The following is a 20,836-nucleotide window of genomic DNA, read 5'->3' on the forward strand; positions in this document are numbered from 1 at the left end:
AGTTCCTGGTCGGACTTGGGGTGGGCCGGGTGGTTCCGGCGCAGGAACGGGATGAGACAGCGGCAGCATGACGGCAGACAACATGACGGAAAACGGTCACCAGGGCATCGACCGTAGCCAGCTGGAGACCTGTCTCAGCGTCTTTGAGGCGTTGGAGGATCTGCCTCCCGATCATCCCGACGTGGTACGGGTGCAACGCGCCACCGCGAAGCTCTACAAGATGATCAAGCAACGGCGCCGTTCGGAACGGCGGGACGCCATCCTCGCGGCCGACCAGGCGGTGACAGCCGCCACTGCCACCGGCGCTCCCGGCCGGATCGACGACGAGACGCAGGGCATCCCGCTCGCCTCCCCCACCGACGGCACCACTGCCGGTGTGCTGCACAACCCTCGTGGCTGCTACATCTGCAAGCAGCGCTACCGCGAGGTGGACGCCTTCTATCACCAGCTCTGTCCGCCCTGCGCCGCGTTCAACCGGGAGCGCCGCGACGCGCGTACCGATCTGACCGGCCGGCGTGCGTTGCTGACCGGCGGCCGGGCAAAGATCGGCATGTACATCGCGTTGCGGCTGCTGCGCGACGGCGCGCACACCACGGTGACCACGCGGTTTCCGCACGACGCGGTCCGCCGATTCGCCGCGATGCCCGACAGCGCGGACTGGCTGCACCGCCTCCGGGTCGTCGGAATCGACCTGCGCGACCCGGCCCAGGTGATCGCCCTCGCCGACTCGGTCAGCGCCCAGGGGCCACTCGACATTCTGATCAACAATGCGGCGCAGACCGTCCGCCGCACTCCCGAGGCGTACGCACACCTCGTCGCCGCGGAGGCGGCCGCCCTACCGGACGGCCCGCTACCGGAGATGATCACGTTCGCCAAACCGGCCGAACCCGGCGGGCCGACCGGCGTTCTGACCGCCGGTCCGCAGACGGCGATCACCCCGCACGCGCTCACCGCGCTCGCGCTGACCAGCGGCTCCGCGTCACCGGAACGGATCGCCGCAGCCACCGCCATCGACGCCGGCGGTCTGGTGCCGGACCTCGGGGCGGTCAACAGTTGGGTGCAGCGGGTGCACGAGGTGGACCCGGTCGAACTGCTCGAAGTGCAGCTGTGCAACGTGACCGCGCCGTTCGTGCTGGTCAGCCGGCTGCGGCCGGCGATGGCCGCAGCGACCGCCCGTCGCAAGTACGTGGTGAACGTGTCAGCGATGGAGGGCCAGTTCGCCCGCGGCTACAAGGGGCCGGGACACCCGCACACCAACATGGCCAAGGCTGCGCTGAACATGCTGACCCGCACCAGCGCCCAGGAGATGCTGACCGACGGCATCCTCATGACCAGTGTCGATACCGGCTGGATCACCGACGAACGGCCCCACCCGACGAAGATGCGGCTCGCGGACGCCGGTTTCCACGCCCCGCTGGACCTGGTCGACGGCGCGGCCCGCGTCTACGACCCGATCGTCCGGGGCGAACAGGGCGAGGACCTGTACGGCTGCTTCCTCAAGGACTACGCACCCAGCCCCTGGTGAGCCGTGCGAGTCGGACACGCACCTCAGCCGAGCGGAGCGCAGATGATCACGGGGTACGACACGGTTCTGGTCACCAGCGCGCCGGTGGACGCCGGCATCCGGGGGATGCTGGACGATCTGCATGGCAGATGGCCGAACATGGTGGTCGCCCTGGGCGGGGAGCAGGTCGGGCCGTTTCTTCCATGGCGGAGCACACATACGCAGGTGCCGGCCGGCGCAGGTGAGGTGTACGTCGCGCGCGATACGCAGATGGAACGGCGCTGGGACGATGTCGGGTACTCGCTCATGGAGCAGGCCGAGGGACCGTTTGCGGTGCACTGATCAGTCAGGAACACCGCTGACCCTTGCGCTGCGACTCACGCGCAGCGTTTCTGCTGCTCACGTGGGGGTTCTATGGGGATGTCGCGCCTGCGGCTTCGAGTAGCGCTTGCGTCTCGGAGTTGCCGTTTCGGACGGCCCATTCGAGGGGCGACAGTCCGCTGCCGTGGTCTTCGCGGAGGTTCGGATCCGCGCCCTGCGCGAGGAGTTCGCGGACGACGTCGTCGTGCCCCCACGCTGCGGCTGCGGTCAAGGGTGTCCCCTCGTCGCCACGCCCGCTTTCGACATTCGGGTCCGCGCCGGCAGCCAGGAGAATCCGCACCGCCACGCTCGTTCTGCACGGCGGCCAGGTAGAGCGGCGTCGTGCCGTCACGATCTGCCGCATTCGGGTCTGCCTCCGCACGCAACAGCGCACGCACGGCCGGAAGATCGCCACGCAGCAGCGACGTCATCAGGCGGGCGGTGAGCTTCTTGCGCTCTCGGACGTTCACCAGCGTCAGAGTAGGTGGTTCGCCTCGTCAGGAGCATTCCCGCGCACGGCGCACGGGCACCGCTCGTGCCGCATGTCGGGCGCACGCCTTGTGCACCGCCGAACGGAGGAGGCGAGGCCATTGACCGTCGGTCAGACTCCATGCGTGACGGCTGCCAGCAGTCGCGACCGTGTCCTCGAAGCACTTCGGCTCAGTTCGAGGCCGCTGGACGATGACCAACTGTCACAGCGTACGGGTGTCCGGCCACGGCAGCAGGTCAACCAGATCTGCCGCGCGTTGCAACTGGCCGGAGCCGTCCGGCGGTGGGAAGGCCCCGACGGGAAGATCGTCAACGAACTCGTTGAGCGGACGGACGGGGTGCTGGCCGAGGCTCCGAGAACACCGCACAGCGGGCCGCTTGCACCTGCTGCCGTTGTTCGGACCCTCGACGATCACTTGCCTGCCGGGCACTCTGCGGAGCAGCGCCACGCGGAGCGAGTCATGCTTGATCTGCTCGGCCGCGACCTCGCCCTGACACTGGAACCGGCGAAAATCGCAGTGCCGTCGGGGGCTCGGGTCGAGATCGACGGCTGCGACAGCGGCCGGACTGTTCTCGTGGAGTGCTGGGCCCATCAGGGTCCGCCGAAGTCGGCGCAGCGTCACAAGGTACTGGCCGACGCGCTGAAGCTCACGTGGATCGCCAGCACGATGTACCCACGTCCCCGCCTCGTACTCTGCATGAGCGACCCGGCCGCAGCGAGGCCGTTCCAGCCAACGTCGCGTACCTGGGCCGCACAGGCGCTACTGGATCTCGCGATCACCGTTCATGTGGTCGAAATCCCTGACGACATACGTCAGAAGGTCCGCGCCGCCCAGGAGCGCCAATACCGTTAGCCGTCGACACCGGGCCGACCACCGTCATCACCGACGCCGCCCTGGTCGAGGGTCGAGTCGGCCTGCCAGCCGGCCGGGTCGACGCCGCCGGGTACCGGCGTCGCCGGGTCGTAGGGTTGTCGGGTGAAGACGAAGGTGCCGAGGTCGAGGTGGCTGACGGTGCCGTCCGCATCGCGGTGCACCCGCAGCCTTTCGCCGGCGAAGTAGCCGTTGAGCCCTTCCCAGTCGCCGTCGCCGGTGGGGCGTAGTCGGGTGCCGTTTCCGCCGGACATCGCGGCCAACTCCATGAAGCCGTCTGCTTGTGGGCGTAGCACGTACGGGGCTGGTCCCCGGTACCACGGGCCGGCGAGGTCCAGCAGCTGTGGATCGATCGAGGGCAGCGGCCGCCACGGGGCCGGGATTCGCGGCTCTCGTTCGGCGACGGTCTGCAGCAGGTCAGCGGCGAGAGTGCCGGCGGACAGGCCGGCGGTCACGTTTGCCATCACGACCGCGCCCAGGGCGTCATCGGGACTGACCCACACGGTCGCGACGAAGCCCGGCATCGAGCCGGTGTGCCCGGCCAGCAGGCGGCCGTCGCGGCGCAGCAACTGCATGCCGAGGCCGTAGCCGATGTGCCAGTCCGTCGCTTCGGGTGGGCTCGTCGGGTTGCGCATCTGCGCGACGGTGTCCGGATGCAGCACCCGGTCGTCGCCGTCGATGAGAAACGCGGCGAACCGGGCCAGGTCCGTCGTGGTCGACCACAACTGCCCGGCAGGAGCCATCAGACCGGTGTCCACGGCGGGCTCCGCCAGCAGCACATCGGCCCAGGGGTGCACCGCCCAGCCCGTCCCGTGCGGCGCGACCGGCAGCAGGGTGGTACGGGTCATCGCGAGCGGCTCCAGCACCTCGCGCCGCAGCACGTCGCCCCATGCCTGGCCACGAACCCGCTGCACCAGCGCGCCGAGCAGCGCGTAGCCGGGATTGGAGTAGTGATGGCGGTGTCCGGCCGGATGCAGCTGCGGATCGTTGCCCAGCACGTCGGCCAGGTCGGGACGCAGCGCACCCGGGGTGCGTTCCCACCACGGCCCGGGTGCCTCAGCGATCAGCCCGGCGGTGTGCGCCAGCAGGGCACCAATCGTGGCCTCGCCCGCGACCGTGCCGGGCAGATGCTCGCCCAGCGGGTCGGTGAGCGCGAGTCGCCCCTCGTCGCGCAGGCGAAGCACCAGCACCGCCAGGAACGTCTTGGTGATCGAGCCGATGCGGTACTGGATATCGCCGTCGGGCACCTGGCCGTCCACTGTGCCCCAGCCGCCCTGCCAGACAGGACGGCCGTCCCGCACCACGGCCGCGACCACCGACGGCGCCCGGCCCGCTACCTGACCGGTGGCCAACCGGTGGACCAGCGCGCGTCGAGTCTCAGGCAGCAACGGCGCCGGAGTCGATGACATGCCGGCAAACCTACCGGCTGGCGGAGTTGGGATGAGTTCGTCTCGCGCTTCCCTGCGGAAGTCGTGGCTCACCTGTTGCCGAATGCCTGCCATCCGGGCCACCGCCACCGGTCGACCCCAGGCCAGGTCGCCACGAGCCCGGCGGAGAGAACGCCGCCGAATGCCACCGTTCCCTCGTGGGACGCGTAGGCGATCCAATCGTGCTGCTCGTCGGTCCAGTAACCCTCCGGCCCCGTGTACCGCGGGGCGACGATCTCGACATCGAGCAGGTAGTCGGCCCCATACTCACGTAACTCGACCACCCGCGGCCGGCCCAACTCTCGCAGCACTCGGCGAACCTGATCCACGCCGTCGCCCTGCCACATCGACTCCTCCGTCAGCACCAGCACGTCGTGTGGAAACGCAGCACTGAGCATCGGGTGCCACCCGCCGCTCTGCACGCCCCATCGCCGCTGCAGCGACGTCCGCCAGGCCGATGACTCCTCGCGCGTGAGCACGCGCCGATACGGGACCGGGTCGGCGCGGACGTCGGCCTGCGCCGTCCAATGCTGCACCTTCGCGGCGAACAGCCGGCGCTCGTCGGCCGCGGCCTGTGCTTCGACCTCGTCGTACGGCGGCTCGGTGAGCGGGGAGTCCCCACCGTCGGCAGCCGCCAGCATCATGCTGACCAGTACGTCGACGGCGGGCAGCCGATCCGGATCGAGTCGCTCAACCTCCATCAGCATGGCTTCCACGACGTCGTAGCGGGGGAAGATCCGCTTCGCCTCGGTGGTGTAGTGGTACCCGTCGGCTCGGCAGCTACCGTCGGGCAGCCGGCCGTACTCGCTGTGAAGTTCCTCGTACCGCGTCATCAGATAGCGGCGTGACGCCCAGTGCAACGTCGTGGGATCCACCCGTGCATCCTCTCCGGTCAGTCCACGGCACCGAACCTGCCAGCTACCCGCTGCTTTCCGACAGCACCGCAACGGTGACCGCTGGCGCCTCTACCGCGCAGGGGTGCGGTGCCACCGCATCGGATCGTCCTCCAGGGCGGAGCGGTCCCAGTGCCCCTGGTCGGCTGCGGCTTTGTAGGTGCTGTGGAGGAACTCGGCGACGGCACGGTCGGGGTCCGGTGCGGCGCGGGCGACCTCGTACGGCAGCAGGAACTGCTTGAACTCGGTGCTGAAGTACGCGCCTTCGGGGCCGATCTGCTGCTCGGCGAACCCGTCGGGTTCGGGATAGGCGTAGGAGTAGAAGGCGCCTTCCTCGCCGCCGCCGGGCCAGAATCCGCAGCTGGACAGCTCGCGGGAGTAGCCCTCGGCCATGACCCAGTCCGCGCAGTTGGGCATGCCGCCGGGGTGCGGCGGGGCCGACCGGCCGGAGAAGCGGGTGCAGGCGAGGTCCATACCGCCCCAGAAGAAGTGCACCGGGCTGACCTTGCCCACGAAGTAGGACCGGAACTCGCCGAACACCCGGTCCGCCTGCACCACTTGTCGCCAGAACAGGGTGGCTGCCTCGCCGTCGTAGGAGGCGTGCTCGTAGTCCTCGGCGAAGGGGATCGCCGGGTCGACCTCGTTGGGGCGCGCCCGGATCGGCGCCTCGATCCCGAGCTGCTTGAGCATGTCCATGATCCGGGCGTAGAACTCGGCGACCGGCATCGGCGCAAGCGGGAGGCTCCGCGCGTCGCCGCTGCTGGTACGGACGTCGAGCTGGTGGCCGAGGAAATCGAACTCGATCTCGAAGGCACCCGTGCCGTACGGAATGGTCGACGTCGTCAATCCGCGCGGGCTGACGTACAGGGTGACCTGCCACCAGTGGTTGATCATCGGAGCGTGCGCCATGCGGATCTTGCCCACGATCTGAGTCCACATGTGCAGGGTCTCGCGGGTGGCGGTCCAGTCCGATACCCGCAGGCTCGGCCAGCTCGTCGTTGCCGGGCTTGTCATCGCTACTCACATCCTTGACGCGGTACATGCGAGGGTGGCGGTCGTCGTAATCGTGCCCTGCGGGCCGGCACCGGACAGAGCACCACGGTTCGATGATCGGCCGTGTTGCCCCTTCCGGGTGATCAGCGGTGCTCCGGGTTGACGCTACCGGGGCGTGCGTTGATTCCCGCAGGTCGGAATCCCACCGTACGGGTTCGTAGGCCTGCAGAACGTGTCCTTCGGCATCGTGCTGCCCACCAGGTAGATGGTGGTCACGTTCAGCACGGACGCGTTGTCGCCGTACACGTAGACGCCGTGGCCGCTGCCGTCGACGCTGACGCGCCGGGGGCGCTTGGCGAACTTCTCCCGGAGCAGCTCGCCACCTCGGTGCGGCGTGCCCGGGTCACGCAGGTTCTGCACGATGAGCACGTTGCGTGGCCCCTTGTCGTTGATCCGCACCGGCGGTTCGGACGGCTCGTGTGCCCAGTAGGCGCAGGGGGTGATGTTCGCGCTGGCCGCGCCGAACATCGGGTACCGCCTGCGGTCGGCGCTGCCGATGGGCTGACCGGCGGGCGGGGTGCCGTCAGGCCATCGCGGGAAGGATGACCCGTTCCAGCACCGTGAGCGGGGTCTGCCACTGGTCGGGGTCGTCGTAGTTGCCGGCGGTGATGGCTACGGTGAGGTCCAGGTCGGGCAGGACGAACAGGCGCTGGCCGCCGTTACCCATCCCTGCCAGCAGCCGATGGCCACCGATGGATTCGATGTACCACTGGTAGCCGTACTGTGCGCCCCAGGTGGTCTGCAGGCGCGGCTGAAGCATCGTGCGAATCCAGTCGGCGGGGACGACCCGCTGACCGTCCCAGGTTCCCTCGGCCAGCACCAGCTCACCGAGCCTGGCCAGGTCGCGGGGCGCGAGTCGCAGCCCGGACGCGGCGGACGCCACTGCGTCCGCGCCGGTCATCCACTCGAAGCTGCCGATGCCCAGCGGCGCGAACAGCACGGCCTGCGCGTACTGCGACAGCGACTGCCCGGTGCCGTCGGCGATCAGTCGGCCGAGCAGGGCGGTGGCACCGCCACAGTAGGTCCAACGGGTGCCAGGCGGTTCGAGGATCGGCCGCTGAAGGATGTACCGGTATCGGTCCGGAGCCAACTCCATCGCGATCTCGGCGTTGGCCGGGCTGTCGTACGGGAGATCTTCGCGCCACTCCACGCCCAACGACATCGTCAGCGCGTGCTCGACGGTGAGCCGGGCACGCCGGGGGTCGGCAGCCAGGTCGGGGTACTGGGGGAACCGTTGCAGGAGCGGCTCCGCCGGCGGCGGGACGAGTCCTTCGCCGAGCGCTATGCCGTACAACAGAACGGTCACACTCTTGGTGACCGACCGGATGTCGTGCAGCGTCTCGGGCCCGAACTCGACGACGCCCAGCGAGTCACCCCAGGCGAAATCCTCTCCGGCCCCGTAGTACTCCAGCACGGTGTGACCACCGCGAACCGCCGCGACGGCATGCAGACCATCAACGTGGCCGGCTCGACGTATGTGATCGAGACGGTTACGCATCTGCGTCGTCATGGGGCACTCCGGGGAGGCGATGTCGGCCATGGTTCGGGTTGACATTGTCGCATGCTATGACTCAACCTATTGATACAAGGGTTGAGACATTCGGGGGTGGTGGCATGCGACCGGCAGATCACACGGAGGTCAGGCAGTGGCTGGCCCGGCACGGCCTGGCCGACGTCGAGCCGACTCCGCTGCTCGCGGCACGGCTGGCGGTGCGCCGACGCGCCAGGCTCGCCGACAGTGCCCTGCTGGCCGGGTTCCTGATCGGCGCGGCACTCACGCACGCGTTGCGACTCACCTACGCCACGTCCTTCTGGCTGCCCCTGCTGGCGTTGACGGCGTTGGTGATCGGGGTGCTGGCGGCGCAGTGGCTGCTCGGCTGGTGGGTGCGGCGCGTCGATCAGCGGGCCGGTGGGCACCTGTCCCGGCGGGTCGCCCACCCGGTCCAACTCGGCTGGCCAGCGGTGCTCAGTCGGCCGTACGCCGTCTTCACCGTCGCCACCTTCACCAGCGCCGCGCTGCTCGCGGTGAGCGTGCTGCCGGTCTCGGACTCCAGCTTGCGGTACGGGGCGGCCGTCGTGCTGATCGGTCTCGCCGGCACCGGCGTCGGCACTGTCATGCAGCTGCGTCAGGTGCTGGCCAGCCCGGCCGTGGCGGAGGACGAGGCGTCGCTCACCGCCGATGTCATCATGCGGGTCGAGGACGCCCGAGCCCTCGTCACACCCAGTCTGACGTGGTCGCTGCCGGCCATCTTCCTGTACGGGGAATCCCTCGGCTGGTGGAACGCTGTCTCGTTGCTGCTCGTGGTGGCGGGCGTCATCGCGTTTTGCCTGATCCAGACCCGGAGCCCGGGCGCCGGGACGGCGGCGCGGCAAGCCATGGCCGTCCGATGATCGTCATCGACGCGGCCTCGCCGACACCGCCGTACGAGCAGTTGCGGGCGCAGCTCGCCCGACAGATCCAGGACCGCTCGCTGGCCGTCGGTACGAGACTGCCGACGATTCGTCGACTCGCGGCCGATCTCAGTTTGGCCGTGAACACCGTCGCTCGGGCGTACCGGGAGTTGGAGGAGGCCGGGTTGATCGAGACCCGCGGGCGGGCAGGCTCGTTCGTCTCGGCCGCCGGCGTGCAGGCTCTCGATCGGGCCCACAGCGCCGCCCGCGACTACGCGGCGGTCGTCACCAGTGTCGGCATCGATCCCGCTGAGGCCGTCCGGATCGTCGAGGCGGCTCTTGGCGTGCGGCAACGCTGATGAGTGAACCAGGACGCTCGCGAGCGGTGTGGGATCTCACCGGCCGTTGTGCAGTGCCCGGGCGATGTCCTGCCGCAGGCGTACCGTCTCTTCGTCGCGGTCACACAGCAGCAGGGTCGTGAACGGGACGGCCTTGCCCTCCGGCTGGCCGAGCGGACTGGCCCAGTGGTGTACTGCCCGGGCGAGGATACGAAAGAGTGTGTGCCGATCCTGGGTAGTGTCCGCCAACAGCCGGGGTGCGTTGTCGACGATCAGCAGGTAGCCGTCCGCGGGCAGCCAGTGCAGACAGTCATCCCGTCCCCCTCGATCGACATCCTCCCCCGCCGGCCACCTTGTCCGCCGGGCACTGGCCCGGGGCCGGGTGGCGTCAGTGCGAGAACGGCTCCAGGCAGCCGAACTCGGCAGCCGCGCCGGTGACCTCGACCATGACTCGGTCGGGTCGTACGTCGCCGATCACACAGCCCACGTTCCCGAACCGCACCGCGTACACCGCACCCGGTGGTGGGGTCTTCTGCCCGATCGGCGGTCGCATGGCGGTGACCGTGATCGCGTCTGCCTGAATGCCCAGATCGAGCAGCGCCCCCTGGGTGGACGCCGGCGACGACGTGTACGTGGGTGTCGCCTGCACGTCGCCGTCCCGGGTGCCGGGGCGCACAGCCGGACGCCAGCACGGCGAGCGCGCGAGGCCTGCGCCGGATCGCGGCCCTTGGACAGTAACGGGATCCCGACGCCCACAGAGCTGGGGCGGCCGATCGGCGCTGCCTGATGTTCAGTGGGCCGGTCCGGGCATTACCCACTCGTCGGAGGCATCGCGATGCTCCCGCCGTCGGCAGTCGATCAACGCGCCGCAGCCACTCAGCATCGGCGGGTCCGAGCGGGTCGGCATGCAGCAGGGCGAGCGGGAGCCATCGCTGCGGAGCCGCAAGCGATGAAGCGGCGAGGCGCCCCAGACATGATCATTGCCGGTAGGGTGCGTGCACCTTGCGGAAAACGGGGAGATGGCATGGGCGCGAAGACGGCGCTGTTGGCTTTCGCTGACAGTGATCTGCGACCGACGCTACTGGGTGCGACTCCGTCCGCCCCGGCAGAGGCTGAAGCCCTCGTGCGGAAGGTCTTTCCCGGGTATGACGTGACATTGGTTGGCGACAGCACTCTCGATACGACTTACCCGCCTGATGACATCACGTGTGCCACGGTGCTGCCGGGAGCCGAGATCCTGTGCGACCGCAGGCTGGTCCTGGACCGCCCTTCCGAACTGCCTGCGCATTTACTCCAGGCCGGTGCGGGCAGGCGGATCATCATGCACGGCATGCACTCGGTCGTCGACTGGTGCTGCTTCGCGGTGTGGGAGAACGGGAAGCTGGTCCGCTCCTTGAGCCTGTCACCGGATGGTGGCATCGAGGAGAACATCGGTGAGCCGTTCGACTTCGAGCGCCCGTACTGGGACGGCGGGCATCCGGTCGAACCGGTTCCGGGATGGTCCGAAGACCCGTACCCGCTGCCTTTCCATCCCTTGGATCTGGGCGAGGAGGCCCTGCGCGTCTTGTTCGGCTTCGTCCTTGAAGGGCGTCCTGAGCCGGACGACATTCTCGCGGAGACCGTTCACACACACGAGTTCCGCGTGGCTGATCCCTCGGGGGAGGAACAGGCAGCACGCGAGGCGGCCTACGAGCAGGTGAGGCGTGACATGGGGCCGCTGCGGATGTTCCGAATGGGCCCGGACGGGACGATGCAGGAGGTCGGCTGGGATGAGTGGTAGGGCCTACTGCCCTCCCGGCCGCCCGTCGGCGATTGACTCCCGCCGTGCGCGGCGACCAGCCGGACCGGCCGAGCACTCTCGGTTTCGATCATGGTCGACCGACTCCACAAGTGGCCTGGCGGGGTGAACCGCCAGGCCACGGGGGTGGCGGGTTACGGGGTCCAGACCACGTGCGGGTTCACGTGGCCGGTCCAGTTGAAGACGGCCATGTTGTCCCAGCCGTTGCCGGTGCCGTTGATGTCCGCCGGGTCCCAGCCGTTGCCTCGGATCGCGTACCAGGTCGGTTCCCAGTAGAAGACGCCGACGCCGCCGGCGTTGCGTACGGTGTTCTGCACCCAGCTGAACTGTTGTGCCTGCCCGGCCCAGGTGGCGGGGATGTTGTCGCACAGCACGGTGCCGGGGATCGCGTTGCCCTGGTGGTCGGCGTTGGCGGTGGTGAACTGGTATGCGGTCTCGGCGAGCACGACCGGTTTGCCGTAGTGGGACTTCACGTCGGCGATCACGTTGTACAGGTTCGCCAGCGAGCCGTGCCACATGCAGTAGTACGACAGCGCGGTGACGTCCCAGGTCACGCCCTGTGCTCTGATGCCGTCGTAGAACCAGCGGGCGTTGGCGTTGCTGTCCGCGTTCGCCGTGTGGATCCACACCTGGGTGCCGCTGTTGCAGGCTTTGGTGGCGCGGTAGCCCTGCTTGAGCAGGCTCGCCAGGGGCGCGAAGTTGTTGTTGACGACCTGCCCGGCCGGCCACAGCATGCCCACGTTGATCTCGTTGCCGATCTGCACCGCGTCCGGGGTGGTGCCCTGTGCTTTCAGGGCGGTGCACACGTCGTGGGTGTAGGTGTAGACGTCGTTCTGCAGCTGGCTCAGCGAGTGGTGGGCCCAGGCCGCGGGCGGATACTGCTTGCCCGGGTCGGCCCAGGTGTCCGAGTAGTGGAAGTCGATCAGGAGCTTGAAGCCCTTCGCTTTGATCGTCCTGGCCTGCTGGAGCACCTTGGCCTTGTTGTTGTAGCCGCTGATCGGGTTGTTCCAGATGCGCAGCCGCAGGTAGTTGACGCCCTTGGCGGCGAGGATGTCGTAGGGGTCGGCCTGCGCGCCGGAGGCGTTGTAGTAGCGGGCGCCGAGGTCCAGGCTGCGTTGCAGTGAGGAGACGTCGGCGCCGCGCATGGTGAGGGTGTTGGCGGCCTGCGCGGGGGCGGTCAGGGCCAGCGGGGCCGCGAGGACGACCACCGCCAGGAATGCCCGGAGGGACGGTTTCATGGCGCTCCTTCACGTGGAGGATGCGATGCCCAGAGATGGGTCCAGCGTGGCGACAAGCCCATTAGATCGAAGCCAATCAATCATACGCGTCGCGGTCGGCCGCGCGTAGGCGCTCGTCGGGGACCGGCCCCGGTCAGGATTCCACCTCGGGTTCGTCCGTGTCGGGGCCGCCGGGCCGCGGTGTGGCCCGCAGGCGTACGCGGGTGATGGCCCGGCCTGTCACCTCGGCCACCTCGGCGGTCAGACCCGGCAGCTCGACCACTTCGCCGGGCGTCTTGGGAATGTGACCGAGGTGTGCCAGGACAAGACCCGCCACCGTGGTGTAGTCGCCTGGCTCGAGCGTGTCCTCGTCCAGGTCGACGCCCACGTCCGGCAGATCGTGCAGCGGAAAGCCGCCCGACATCAGCAGTGACCCGTCCGCCTCCCGCACCGCCGCCTGCACGTCCCGGTCGGTTTCGTCGTAGATCTCCCCGACGATCTCCTCGACCAGGTCCTCCATCGTCACGATGCCGTCGATGGCGCCACGCTCGTTCACCACGAGGGCGAACTGCTGCCGCTGCGACCGCATCTCCCGAATCGCCTCGGTGACCTTCAACGTCTCCGGTAGATACAGCGGCGCGCTGACGTGTTCGGCGACCGTGCCCTCCCGGTCGAGCAGGTCACGCATGTGCACCACGCCGACGGTGTCGTCGAGGCCGGCGCGGCCCACGACCGGCGCGCGGGTCTGCCCCGATCGGCCCAGTTCGCGCAGCGCCTGCGGTGCGGTCAGCGATTCGGACAGGGTGACCACCTCGCGGCGCGGGACGAGGATCTCCCGCAGGTTCCGCTCGGCCACCTCGAACGCCCCAGAGATGATCATGCGGTGTTCGGGGCTGAGGTCACGCTGCGCGGCGACGATGTCCCGCAGTTCCTCGGTGGTGACCTCCTGACGGCGGGCCCGTGGGTCTCCGCCCGTCAGCCGGACCACCGCATCGCTGGCCTTGCCCAGCAGCCACACCACCGGACGGGAGAACGCCGACAACGCGTCCAGCGGGCGGGCGACCAGCAGCGCCCACCCCTCCGCCCGCTGCATCGCGATCCGCTTCGGCGCCAGCTCACCCAGCACCAGGGTGACGAAGGTCAGCACGATGGTGACCAGCACGATCGCGACCGGCTCCGCCGCCGACCCCAGGAACCCCAGCGGCCCCACCAGCGGCGCCGCCAGTGACACCGCGGCGGCCGCCGAGGCCAGGAACCCGGCCAGGGTGATGCCGATCTGAATGGTGGCGAGGAAACGGTTGGGATCGCGTGCCAGCCTCGCCAACACCCGTCCCGCCCGGGAGGTGCGCTCCAGGCGCTGCAGCTGACTCTCCCGCAGCGACACCAACGCCATCTCGCTGCCCGCGAACACCGCGTTCACCAGCACCAACACCAGCACCAACGTGACCTGCACGCCATAGCCGCCCACGGCCTGTTCGACGCCTCCTCGACCGGGCACCGCCCGCAGCCTCGACCGTAGGGGCAGGTCGATACACGGTGTCGACTCCCCTATGGTGAGGGTTGGGCGGGCAGTCTGTGCCCGCTTGTCCTCAGCTGCACCACGACTCCTCATCCTCGCTCCCGTGATGACGGGGGTTGGGAAGCTGGGCTGGGTAGACCGGGCGGACCTACCAGGAGGCCCGCCCGGGGTGGCGATCTCAGTGTCCGCGTACCTCGGCGGCAGCCGCGACCAGGTGCCGCAGCGACGCTTCGACCTCGGGATAGCTGCGGGTCTTCAGGCCGCAGTCCGGGTTGACCCACAACCGTCGGGCCGGCACGGCCGCGACCGCCCGGTGTAGCGCCTCGACCATCTCCTCACGCGGCGGCACCCGGGGTGAGTGGATGTCCCAGATCCCGGGGCCGACGCCCCGGCGGTAGCCGATCGCGGCGAGGTCGTCGAGGATCTCCATCTTCGACCGGGACGCCTCGATGCTGGTGACGTCGGCGTCGAGGGCGTCGATGGCGGTGATCACCTCACCGAACTCCGAGTAGCACAGGTGGGTGTGGATCTGGGTGTCGTCGGCGACGCCGCTGGTGGCCAGTCGGAACGCGCCGACGGCCCAGTCCAGGTATGCCTTCTGGTCAGCCTTGCGCAGCGGCAGCGTTTCGCGCAACGCCGGTTCGTCGACCTGGATGACCCGGATTCCTGCCGACTCCAGGTCGTGGCACTCGTCCCGCAGGGCGAGCGCGACCTGGTCGGCAGTGTCCGCGACAGGCTGGTCGGTACGGACGAAGGACCAGGCCAGGATGGTGACCGGGCCGGTGAGCATCCCCTTGACCGGCTTGCTGGTCAGCGACTGCGCGTAGGTGGACCACTCCACCGTCATCGGTGCCCTGCGCGCCACGTCGCCGTAGATGATCGGCGGCCGGACACAGCGGGAGCCATACGACTGCACCCAGCCGTGTTCGGTGGCGGCGAAACCGTCGAGCTGCTCGCCGAAGTACTGCACCATGTCGTTGCGTTCCGGTTCGCCGTGCACGAGCACATCCAGACCCAACTGCTCCTGCAGCCGGATGACATGCTCGACCTCGGCGCGCATCCGCGACGCGTAGCCGGCGTCGTCGAGGCTGCCGGCGCGGTGTGCGGCGCGGGCCTTGCGCAGCTCGGTGGTCTGCGGGAACGACCCGATCGTGGTGGTCGGCAGCTCCGGCAGCCCCAGCCGTTCCTGCTGGCGGGCCGCCCGGCTGGCGTAGTCGCCGCGCTGCCGGTCGGTGGGGCGCAGTGCGGCGAGGCGTCCGCGGACGTCGTCGTGGCGCCAGGCCGCCGGGATGGCCGGCAGCGGTGCGGGCAGCGCGGTGGTGCCGTCGCGCAACGCGCGGCCGAGCAGGACGACTTCGTCGACCTTCTGCCGGGCGAACGCGAGCCGCGCGGCCAACCGGGGGTCGAGGCGGGCTTCGGCGGTCAGGTCGACCGGGACGTGCAGCAGGGAGCAGGACGTGGACACGGCGACGTGGTCGGCCAGCCCGGCGACCGTCGCTCCGGCCGCGATCGCGGCGCGCAGGTCGGTACGCCAGATGTTTCGTCCGTCGACCAGGCCGGCGACGATGGTCCTGCCGGCCAGTGGGCCGGCGGCGGCGAGTCGGTCGAGGTTGCCCGGGCCGGCGACCAGGTCCAGGCCGATTGCTTCGACCGGGGTGTCCAGTAGCGCCGGCAGGGCGGCGCCGAGGTCACCGAAGTAGGTGGCGACGAAGATCTTCGGCCGGTGCGTGAGTTCACCGAGCCGGATGTAGGCGCGGCGTAGGGCGTCGATCTCGGCCGGGGTGCGGTCGGCGACGTAGGCGGGCTCGTCCAGCTGGATCCAGGCCACCCCCGCCTCGGCGAGTGCCGTGAGGATCGCGGCGTACGTGTCGACCAGGTCGTCGAGCCGGGCGAACGGATCGTCGCCCTTGGCCAGCAGCAGGAACGTGGCCGGCCCGATGAACACCGGTCGGGTGGTGATGCCCAGGTCGCGGGCCTCGGCGTGCTCACCCAGCGCCTTCGCCGGGTTCGCGGTGAAGACGGTGTCGGGGCCGATCTCCGGCACCAGGTAGTGGTAGTTGGTGTCGAACCACTTCGTCAGTTCCAGCGCCGGCTCGGCGTCGACGCCGCGGGCCATGGCGAAGTAGGTGTCCAGCGCGGGCAGGCCCAGCCGGGCGAAGCGGGTGGGGATCGCGCCGACGGCGACGGCCGTGTCGAGGACCTGGTCGTAGTAGGAGAACGTGTTCGACGGGATCGCGTCGAGGCGGGCGTCGTGCAGCGTCCGCCACACCTGCGCGCGCAGCCCGGCGGCGGTGCTTTCCAGAGCGTCGACGTCGATGGTGCCGGCCCAGTACGCCTCGACGGCCTTCTTCAGCTCACGATCGACGCCGATACGTGGGTAGCCGAGCACAGTGCTCTGGCCGAATGCGGTAGTCACCTGTGGGGTCCTTCCCTCGAAGTGCCCAGCGGACCCGGGAGGGAAGGCAGGCACATCTCACGGTGCCCGCTTCCGCCCTGGCCCTCCCGAGAGGCCGCCGGCGGCGCACACCGGTGGCGTGCGCAGCGCTGGCAGGTCTTCGGACTCGCGGGCATGACACGAGGTCACCTACTGGCCGTCGCTTCCCGGACCTGGCGGTCCAGTGCTTCGTTGACGGCGGTCGTTCCCACTCACCGCTGCGGGGCAGTCCCGGTCTCTCACCGGGTTCCCTCTTACGACACCCCACCCTGGCGGGATGGGGCGAACCAGCGCCGCTCGCCATCGTACGGGCCTGACGGTCGTCTCCGCGTCACGCTGTCCGACGTGCGGGATGGATGTCAGGTCGAGGACGCCGGGGTCGGTGGCGTGTCGGACGTGGTACGGGCCGGTGTGTCGAAGGTTCGAGGCGTTTGGTGTGTACGCGTTGGTCGTCTCGGCTGATCGACCAGCATGGCGTCTCTCCCTTGATCGGCCGGTCAGCCGCTACTCGTACAGTCCCGACGCAGGGCCGTTCGTTTGACAGCCCCACACGGACGTACCCAAGTGACCCAGGTCGGATGCGGCCGGCCGGCGCTGGCGTCCGCCTTCCACCCGCTCAGGCGTTGAGGTACGCCAGGACGGCGAGGACGCGCCGGTTGTCGTCATCGGAGGGCGGCATGTCGAGTTTGGTGAATATGTTGTTGATGTGTTTGCTCACGGCCTTCTCGGTGATGCGGAGCTTGGCTCCGATCGCCGCGTTGGAGCGACCTTCGGCCATTTCACCGAGGACGTCGCGTTCTCTGGGGGTGAGCACCGCCAGCGGCTCTCGGCGGGCGAGGAGTTGCGAGATGACTTCATGGTCCATGGCGGTACCGCCGGCGGCGACCCGGCGCACGGCGTCGACGAACTCGCCGACGTGGGACACGCGGTCCTTGAGCAGGTAGCCCACGCCGCCGTGTGGCGTGCTGAGCAGTTCGCGGGCGTACAAGGGCTCGACGTGCTGGGAGAGCACGAGGATGGGCAGGCCGGGAATCTGGGTACGAGCGGCGATCGCAGCCTGCAGACCTTCGTCGGTGAATGTCGGCGGGAGACGGACGTCGATGACCGCCACCTGGGGCCGGTGGGTGGTCAGGGCGGGCAGCAGGGCCGGGCCGTTGTCGACGGCGGCGACGACGTCGAAGTCGTAGGCCCGCAGGATTCGGGTCAGCCCGTCCCGGAGGAGCGCGTGGTCCTCGGCGATGACAACGCGCACGGCAACTCCATGGTGATGACGGTGGGCCCTCCGAGCGGACTCGACAGGGCCATCGTGCCATCGAAGGCGGCCAGGCGGCGTTCGATGCCCCGCAGACCGGTGCCGGCCGCGGGGTCGCCGCCGCCCACGCCGTCGTCGGAGACCACCATCGTCAGCGTTGCGTCCGTGTGCCGCAGGGACACCGATCCGGTGTGGGCACCGCTGTGGCGGACCATGTTGGTAAGCGTCTCCGCGACGGCGAAGTACGCGGCCGACTCGACCGGTGTGTCGAGGCGGCCGGGCAGGTCGACATCGACTGTGATCGGCACGGGCAGGCTGAGCGCCAACGCCCGCACCGCGCCGTCCAGCCCGCGTTCGGCCAACACGGGTGGGTGGATGCCCCGGACCAGGTGCCGCAGCTCGACAAGTGCGGCGCTGCTCGCTTCACGCGCTTCCGCGAGCATCTCGTGGGCTGCGGCCGGGTTCCGGTCGATCAGTTCGTCGGCGAGACCGATCGTCATGCCCAGCGAGACGAGCCGCGCCTGGATGCCGTCGTGCAGGTCGCGCTCGATGCGACGCAGCTCAGCTGCCTGGGCGTCCACCGTGTCGGCGCGCGTCGCGGTCAGCTGGGTGACCCGCAGGCGAAGTTCGGCGGCCTTGGTCGGTGCGAGCAGGAGTCGGGCGAAGTACGCGTCGGCGCGCCGTAGCCAGGGCGCCACCCACAGACCGCCGGCCAGGATGGCGGCGCCTTGCGGCAGGCAGATCAGCCCTTCACCGAATGTGTCGATGGACCAGACGGTGCCGTAGCCGTACCAGTCGGTGCCGAGCCAGATCCACAGCGGTGTCAGCGTCAGACCCATGATCCCGTACAGCGGCACGGCCAGTGAGATCGCGCCGAGGGTGGCCCCGACGATCCCGCCGGGCAGCAGCCAGGCGAGGTCGCGCCAGGTGGCCGGGTCCGTGACGATCCATCGGAAGCGCCGCCAGCCGCCGACGATGCCCCGCTGCGGGGGCGGCTGGTAGGGGCGTGGCACCGGGACCCCGGCCCAGGCGGCACGCCGGCGTTCGAGATCCGCTCGCTTACGGACCAGCGTCGTCGTCCAGGACACCAGCGCCATGCCGAGCAGCGGCACCGGGACCAGGACCAGCGCCAGCAGCGATACGACGAGCAGCGCGACGTTGGCCAGGGCCAGGCCGATCGCGGCCAGACCGGCGAGCACCGCGCGTACACCCCGACGCGCCCACTCGTACGTCCGCTCGTCAGGCCCGGCCACGTCCACGGGTGCCATTGTGCCCGCGCGACCGCCGTTTCTCGGGGGTGCTAGCACCCCCGATCGGCGGGGTGACAGCGTTCCTGACAGCGCCCGTCCGAGGCGGTCTGCTGGAATCATGACGACTACCACGAGACCGTCGCAGTCGACGACCGGCAGTGACTTCGCCGTCCTGTCCCGCCGGATCACCGACGCCGGGTTGATGCGCCGCCGGCCCGCCTACTACGTCGTCCGGCTGAGCATCGTCACGCTGATGTTCGTCGGCGGTTGGGCGGCCTTCTTCGCCCTCGGCTCCTCCTGGTGGCAGATGATCACCGCCGTGTTCCTCGCCGTCACGTTCGCCCAGGTCGCACTCGTGGCGCACGACCTGGCGCACCGCCAGGTGTTCCGCACCAGACGTCCGAGCGCGGTCGCCGGGATGCTGGCCGGCAATCTCGGCATCGCAATGAGCTACGGCTGGTGGATGGACAAGCACACCCGTCACCACAACAACCCCAACCACGACGACCTCGACCCGGACGTGGCTCCCGAGGTGCTGGTCTGGACCACCGACTCGGCGGTCGGCCGGCGCGGGTTGAAGGGCTTCATCACCCGGCACCAGGCCGCGCTGTTCTTCCCGCTGCTGACGCTGCTCGCCGTCAGCTTGAAGGTGTCGAGCGTCAAGGCGTTGCGCGACGGCACGGTGAAACAGCGGCGTGCGGAGAGCGCGCTGCTGATCCTGCACGCCGTCGGCTACCTCGGCGCGCTGGTGCTCGTTCTCTCGCCGTTGCAGGCCGTCGCCTTCCTGCTGCTGCACCAGGCGCTGTTCGGCGTCTACCTCGGCATGACCTTCGCTCCCAACCACAAGGGCATGCCGCACCCGACGGGCACCGAGGACTATCTCCGCAAGCAGGTGTTGACCTCCCGCAACGTTCGGGGGAACCGGCTGGTCGACGCGGCGCTCGGTGGCCTGAACTACCAGATCGAACATCACCTGTTCCCCGGCATGCCGACGCCCAACCTGCGCAAGGCACAACCGATCGTGCAGGCGTACTGCGCCGAGATCGGCGTCGCCTACGTACAGACCGGTCTCGTCACCTCCTACCGCCAGGCCCTGCGACACCTGCACGAGGTGGGCGCCCCCGCACGCGCCGAACACGCACGGCGCTGATCACGGGGAGACGTCGTTGACGAAGTCACTGAGCGCGCGGCGCCGCCAGACACCGTTGCGGCTGCCGAGGCCAGGAACCCGGCCAGGGTGATGCCGATCTGAATGGTGGCGAGGAAACGGTTGGGGTCGCGCGCCTGCCTCGCCAACACCCGTCCCGCCCGGGAGATGCGCTCCACGCGCTGCAACTGGCTCTCAGTCTCCCGTACTGACGGGTCGGGACGACCGCTGCGGCCAGGCTACAACCCAACGATCTGGACCCAGGCGGATTCGAACAACGAAGATGGCAGCGCAGGCACGGGACTCCATCGGCCACGAAGCGTAGAGAACTCCGATGACCGATGGACCCGTGCCTGCTTGCTACGTCTGGGCATCTCTGCCCAGACGCCCCACCTATTGCTGATCGCTCTTGGTACCGCTCCACCCCGCGCTCATTTCAGGAACTCCGCAATCTCCTTCTCAAAGGATTCAACGTCGCGATCAGCACACAAGAGGAAGGTGTGGAAGGAGGAAGGCTTACCTGAACTTTGAGAATTGTACGGACTTGCCCAGTGGCGACCCGCGCGAGCAAGTATACGAAAGAACTCCCTCCTGCCCTCGACGCTTTCTGGAAGGACACGAGGAGCGTCTTCGACAACAACCACATAGTGGTCAGCCGGAATCCATCGGAGGTCACGGACACATTCGGAGAGGGCTGGCCAATTCCATCCAAAATAGCTGGGAAAGTTGAATGCATCGGAGAAGCTCTCGAAAATGTCATCCGCACTTGCCATTTCCATCCCACGCAAGTTGGCCACCGCAACGAGACCAGATGGCGGAACAACATCACGTAAGGCGAGAACGGCGTCGCCGGAAAGAACCTGAATATAATTAGGAGAAGTTGTCCACATTT

General features: G+C 69.0%; 21 protein-coding genes, 1 pseudogene and 1 riboswitch. Of the genes and pseudogenes, 7 read left to right on the forward strand and 15 right to left on the reverse strand.

The genetic code is table 11. From position 1 onward, the window contains the following. Nucleotides 1-82 precede the first annotated feature (82 nt). Nucleotides 83-1,525 (forward strand): SDR family NAD(P)-dependent oxidoreductase, encoded by a 1,443-nt coding sequence (locus C1A38_RS22440; protein ID WP_438803782.1) that lies wholly within the window; start codon nucleotides 83-85, stop codon nucleotides 1,523-1,525. A 42-nt stretch (nucleotides 1,526-1,567) separates the two neighbouring features. Continuing rightward, nucleotides 1,568-1,846: a hypothetical protein gene (locus C1A38_RS22445; RefSeq protein ID WP_102659728.1), complete on the forward strand. Its 279-nt coding sequence runs from the start codon at nucleotides 1,568-1,570 to the stop codon at nucleotides 1,844-1,846. Between the two features lie 70 nt (nucleotides 1,847-1,916). Here the strand turns inward: C1A38_RS22445 and C1A38_RS32495 are convergent, their stop codons facing one another. Then, nucleotides 1,917-2,228 carry an ankyrin repeat domain-containing protein gene (locus C1A38_RS32495; protein ID WP_199180285.1) on the reverse strand — a complete coding sequence of 104 codons (312 nt, stop codon included), beginning with the start codon at nucleotides 2,226-2,228 and terminating at the stop codon, nucleotides 1,917-1,919. A gap of 250 nt (nucleotides 2,229-2,478) precedes the next feature. Between C1A38_RS32495 and C1A38_RS22455 the strand changes: the two genes are divergently transcribed. After that, entirely contained in the window at nucleotides 2,479-3,207 is a 729-nt protein-coding gene (locus C1A38_RS22455; RefSeq protein ID WP_102659729.1) for a hypothetical protein, read from the forward strand. Here C1A38_RS22455 and C1A38_RS22460 read toward each other — a convergent pair. The 5 genes from C1A38_RS22460 to C1A38_RS22480 all read right to left on the reverse strand — a co-directional run bounded on the left by C1A38_RS22460 (nucleotide 3,204) and on the right by C1A38_RS22480 (nucleotide 8,108). After that, nucleotides 3,204-4,634: a serine hydrolase domain-containing protein gene (locus C1A38_RS22460; protein ID WP_102659730.1), complete on the reverse strand. Its 1,431-nt coding sequence runs from the start codon at nucleotides 4,632-4,634 to the stop codon at nucleotides 3,204-3,206. The two genes, C1A38_RS22455 and C1A38_RS22460, sit on opposite strands and share 4 nt — an antisense overlap. 68 nt (nucleotides 4,635-4,702) lie before the next feature. Beyond that, nucleotides 4,703-5,527 carry a hypothetical protein gene (locus C1A38_RS22465; protein WP_146017597.1) on the reverse strand — a complete coding sequence of 275 codons (825 nt, stop codon included), beginning with the start codon at nucleotides 5,525-5,527 and terminating at the stop codon, nucleotides 4,703-4,705. 90 nt (nucleotides 5,528-5,617) lie between these two features. Continuing rightward, nucleotides 5,618-6,559, reverse strand: a complete 942-nt coding sequence (locus C1A38_RS22470; protein WP_102659732.1) for a DUF5996 family protein — start codon at nucleotides 6,557-6,559, stop codon at nucleotides 5,618-5,620. A 144-nt stretch (nucleotides 6,560-6,703) separates the two neighbouring features. Next, nucleotides 6,704-7,066, reverse strand: coding sequence for an alpha/beta hydrolase (locus tag C1A38_RS22475; protein WP_102659733.1), 363 nt, complete (start codon nucleotides 7,064-7,066; stop codon nucleotides 6,704-6,706). 55 nt (nucleotides 7,067-7,121) lie between these two features. Then, the gene (locus tag C1A38_RS22480) at nucleotides 7,122-8,108 is read right to left on the reverse strand and encodes a serine hydrolase domain-containing protein (RefSeq protein WP_102659734.1); all 987 of its coding nucleotides are present in this window, start codon (nucleotides 8,106-8,108) and stop codon (nucleotides 7,122-7,124) included. 104 nt (nucleotides 8,109-8,212) lie between these two features. Here C1A38_RS22480 and C1A38_RS22485 point away from each other — a divergent pair, with 104 nt between their 5' ends. Beyond that, the gene (locus C1A38_RS22485; protein ID WP_102659735.1) at nucleotides 8,213-8,989 is read left to right on the forward strand and encodes a hypothetical protein; all 777 of its coding nucleotides are present in this window, start codon (nucleotides 8,213-8,215) and stop codon (nucleotides 8,987-8,989) included. Beyond that, the gene (locus tag C1A38_RS22490; RefSeq protein ID WP_102659736.1) at nucleotides 8,986-9,348 is read left to right on the forward strand and encodes a GntR family transcriptional regulator; all 363 of its coding nucleotides are present in this window, start codon (nucleotides 8,986-8,988) and stop codon (nucleotides 9,346-9,348) included. Before C1A38_RS22485 ends, C1A38_RS22490 begins: the two co-directional genes overlap by 4 nt. A 36-nt stretch (nucleotides 9,349-9,384) precedes the next feature. On the opposite strand, the gene C1A38_RS32500 is transcribed toward C1A38_RS22490, so the two are convergent. Next, the gene (locus C1A38_RS32500) at nucleotides 9,385-9,753 is read right to left on the reverse strand and encodes a barstar family protein (RefSeq protein WP_353505533.1); all 369 of its coding nucleotides are present in this window, start codon (nucleotides 9,751-9,753) and stop codon (nucleotides 9,385-9,387) included. Further along, the gene (locus tag C1A38_RS22500) at nucleotides 9,716-10,003 is read right to left on the reverse strand and encodes a DUF6993 domain-containing protein (RefSeq protein WP_199180286.1); all 288 of its coding nucleotides are present in this window, start codon (nucleotides 10,001-10,003) and stop codon (nucleotides 9,716-9,718) included. Before C1A38_RS22500 ends, C1A38_RS32500 begins: the two co-directional genes overlap by 38 nt. 348 nt (nucleotides 10,004-10,351) lie before the next feature. Here C1A38_RS22500 and C1A38_RS22505 point away from each other — a divergent pair, with 348 nt between their 5' ends. Next, nucleotides 10,352-11,107: a DUF6928 family protein gene (locus tag C1A38_RS22505; protein WP_233196954.1), complete on the forward strand. Its 756-nt coding sequence runs from the start codon at nucleotides 10,352-10,354 to the stop codon at nucleotides 11,105-11,107. Nucleotides 11,108-11,259: 152 nt separating this feature from the next. On the opposite strand, the gene C1A38_RS22510 is transcribed toward C1A38_RS22505, so the two are convergent. The 5 genes from C1A38_RS22510 to C1A38_RS22530 form a co-directional block, all read right to left on the reverse strand. After that, on the reverse strand, nucleotides 11,260-12,363 hold the full coding sequence (locus C1A38_RS22510; RefSeq protein WP_102659737.1) for a glycoside hydrolase family 53 protein: 1,104 nt from the start codon (nucleotides 12,361-12,363) through the stop codon (nucleotides 11,260-11,262). Nucleotides 12,364-12,496: 133 nt separating this feature from the next. Further along, complete coding sequence (locus C1A38_RS22515) at nucleotides 12,497-13,810, reverse strand: hemolysin family protein (RefSeq protein ID WP_102659746.1); 1,314 nt, start codon at nucleotides 13,808-13,810, stop codon at nucleotides 12,497-12,499. A 229-nt stretch (nucleotides 13,811-14,039) separates the two neighbouring features. After that, nucleotides 14,040-16,277, reverse strand: coding sequence for a 5-methyltetrahydropteroyltriglutamate--homocysteine S-methyltransferase (gene metE / locus C1A38_RS22520; RefSeq protein ID WP_102659738.1), 2,238 nt, complete (start codon nucleotides 16,275-16,277; stop codon nucleotides 14,040-14,042). Between the two features lie 113 nt (nucleotides 16,278-16,390). After that, a riboswitch (cobalamin riboswitch) is annotated at nucleotides 16,391-16,602 on the reverse strand. A gap of 309 nt (nucleotides 16,603-16,911) precedes the next feature. Then, nucleotides 16,912-17,547, reverse strand: a complete 636-nt coding sequence (locus C1A38_RS22525) for a response regulator transcription factor (RefSeq protein ID WP_102659739.1) — start codon at nucleotides 17,545-17,547, stop codon at nucleotides 16,912-16,914. Then, nucleotides 17,499-18,806, reverse strand: a complete 1,308-nt coding sequence (locus tag C1A38_RS22530; RefSeq protein ID WP_233196955.1) for a sensor histidine kinase — start codon at nucleotides 18,804-18,806, stop codon at nucleotides 17,499-17,501. The genes C1A38_RS22525 and C1A38_RS22530 overlap by 49 nt, the downstream gene beginning before the upstream one ends. 109 nt (nucleotides 18,807-18,915) lie before the next feature. Here C1A38_RS22530 and C1A38_RS22535 point away from each other — a divergent pair, with 109 nt between their 5' ends. After that, nucleotides 18,916-19,947 carry a fatty acid desaturase family protein gene (locus tag C1A38_RS22535; protein ID WP_102659741.1) on the forward strand — a complete coding sequence of 344 codons (1,032 nt, stop codon included), beginning with the start codon at nucleotides 18,916-18,918 and terminating at the stop codon, nucleotides 19,945-19,947. A 47-nt stretch (nucleotides 19,948-19,994) separates the two neighbouring features. On the opposite strand, the pseudogene C1A38_RS22540 reads toward C1A38_RS22535, so the two are convergent. Beyond that, nucleotides 19,995-20,141: pseudogene (locus C1A38_RS22540) on the reverse strand (hemolysin family protein); the annotation flags it as partial. Between the two features lie 234 nt (nucleotides 20,142-20,375). Continuing rightward, entirely contained in the window at nucleotides 20,376-20,834 is a 459-nt protein-coding gene (locus C1A38_RS22545; protein ID WP_233196956.1) for a barstar family protein, read from the reverse strand. Nucleotides 20,835-20,836: the final 2 nt, after the last annotated feature.

Source organism: Verrucosispora sp. ts21 (assembly GCF_002879555.1).
GTDB lineage: Bacteria > Actinomycetota > Actinomycetes > Mycobacteriales > Micromonosporaceae > Micromonospora > Micromonospora gifhornensis.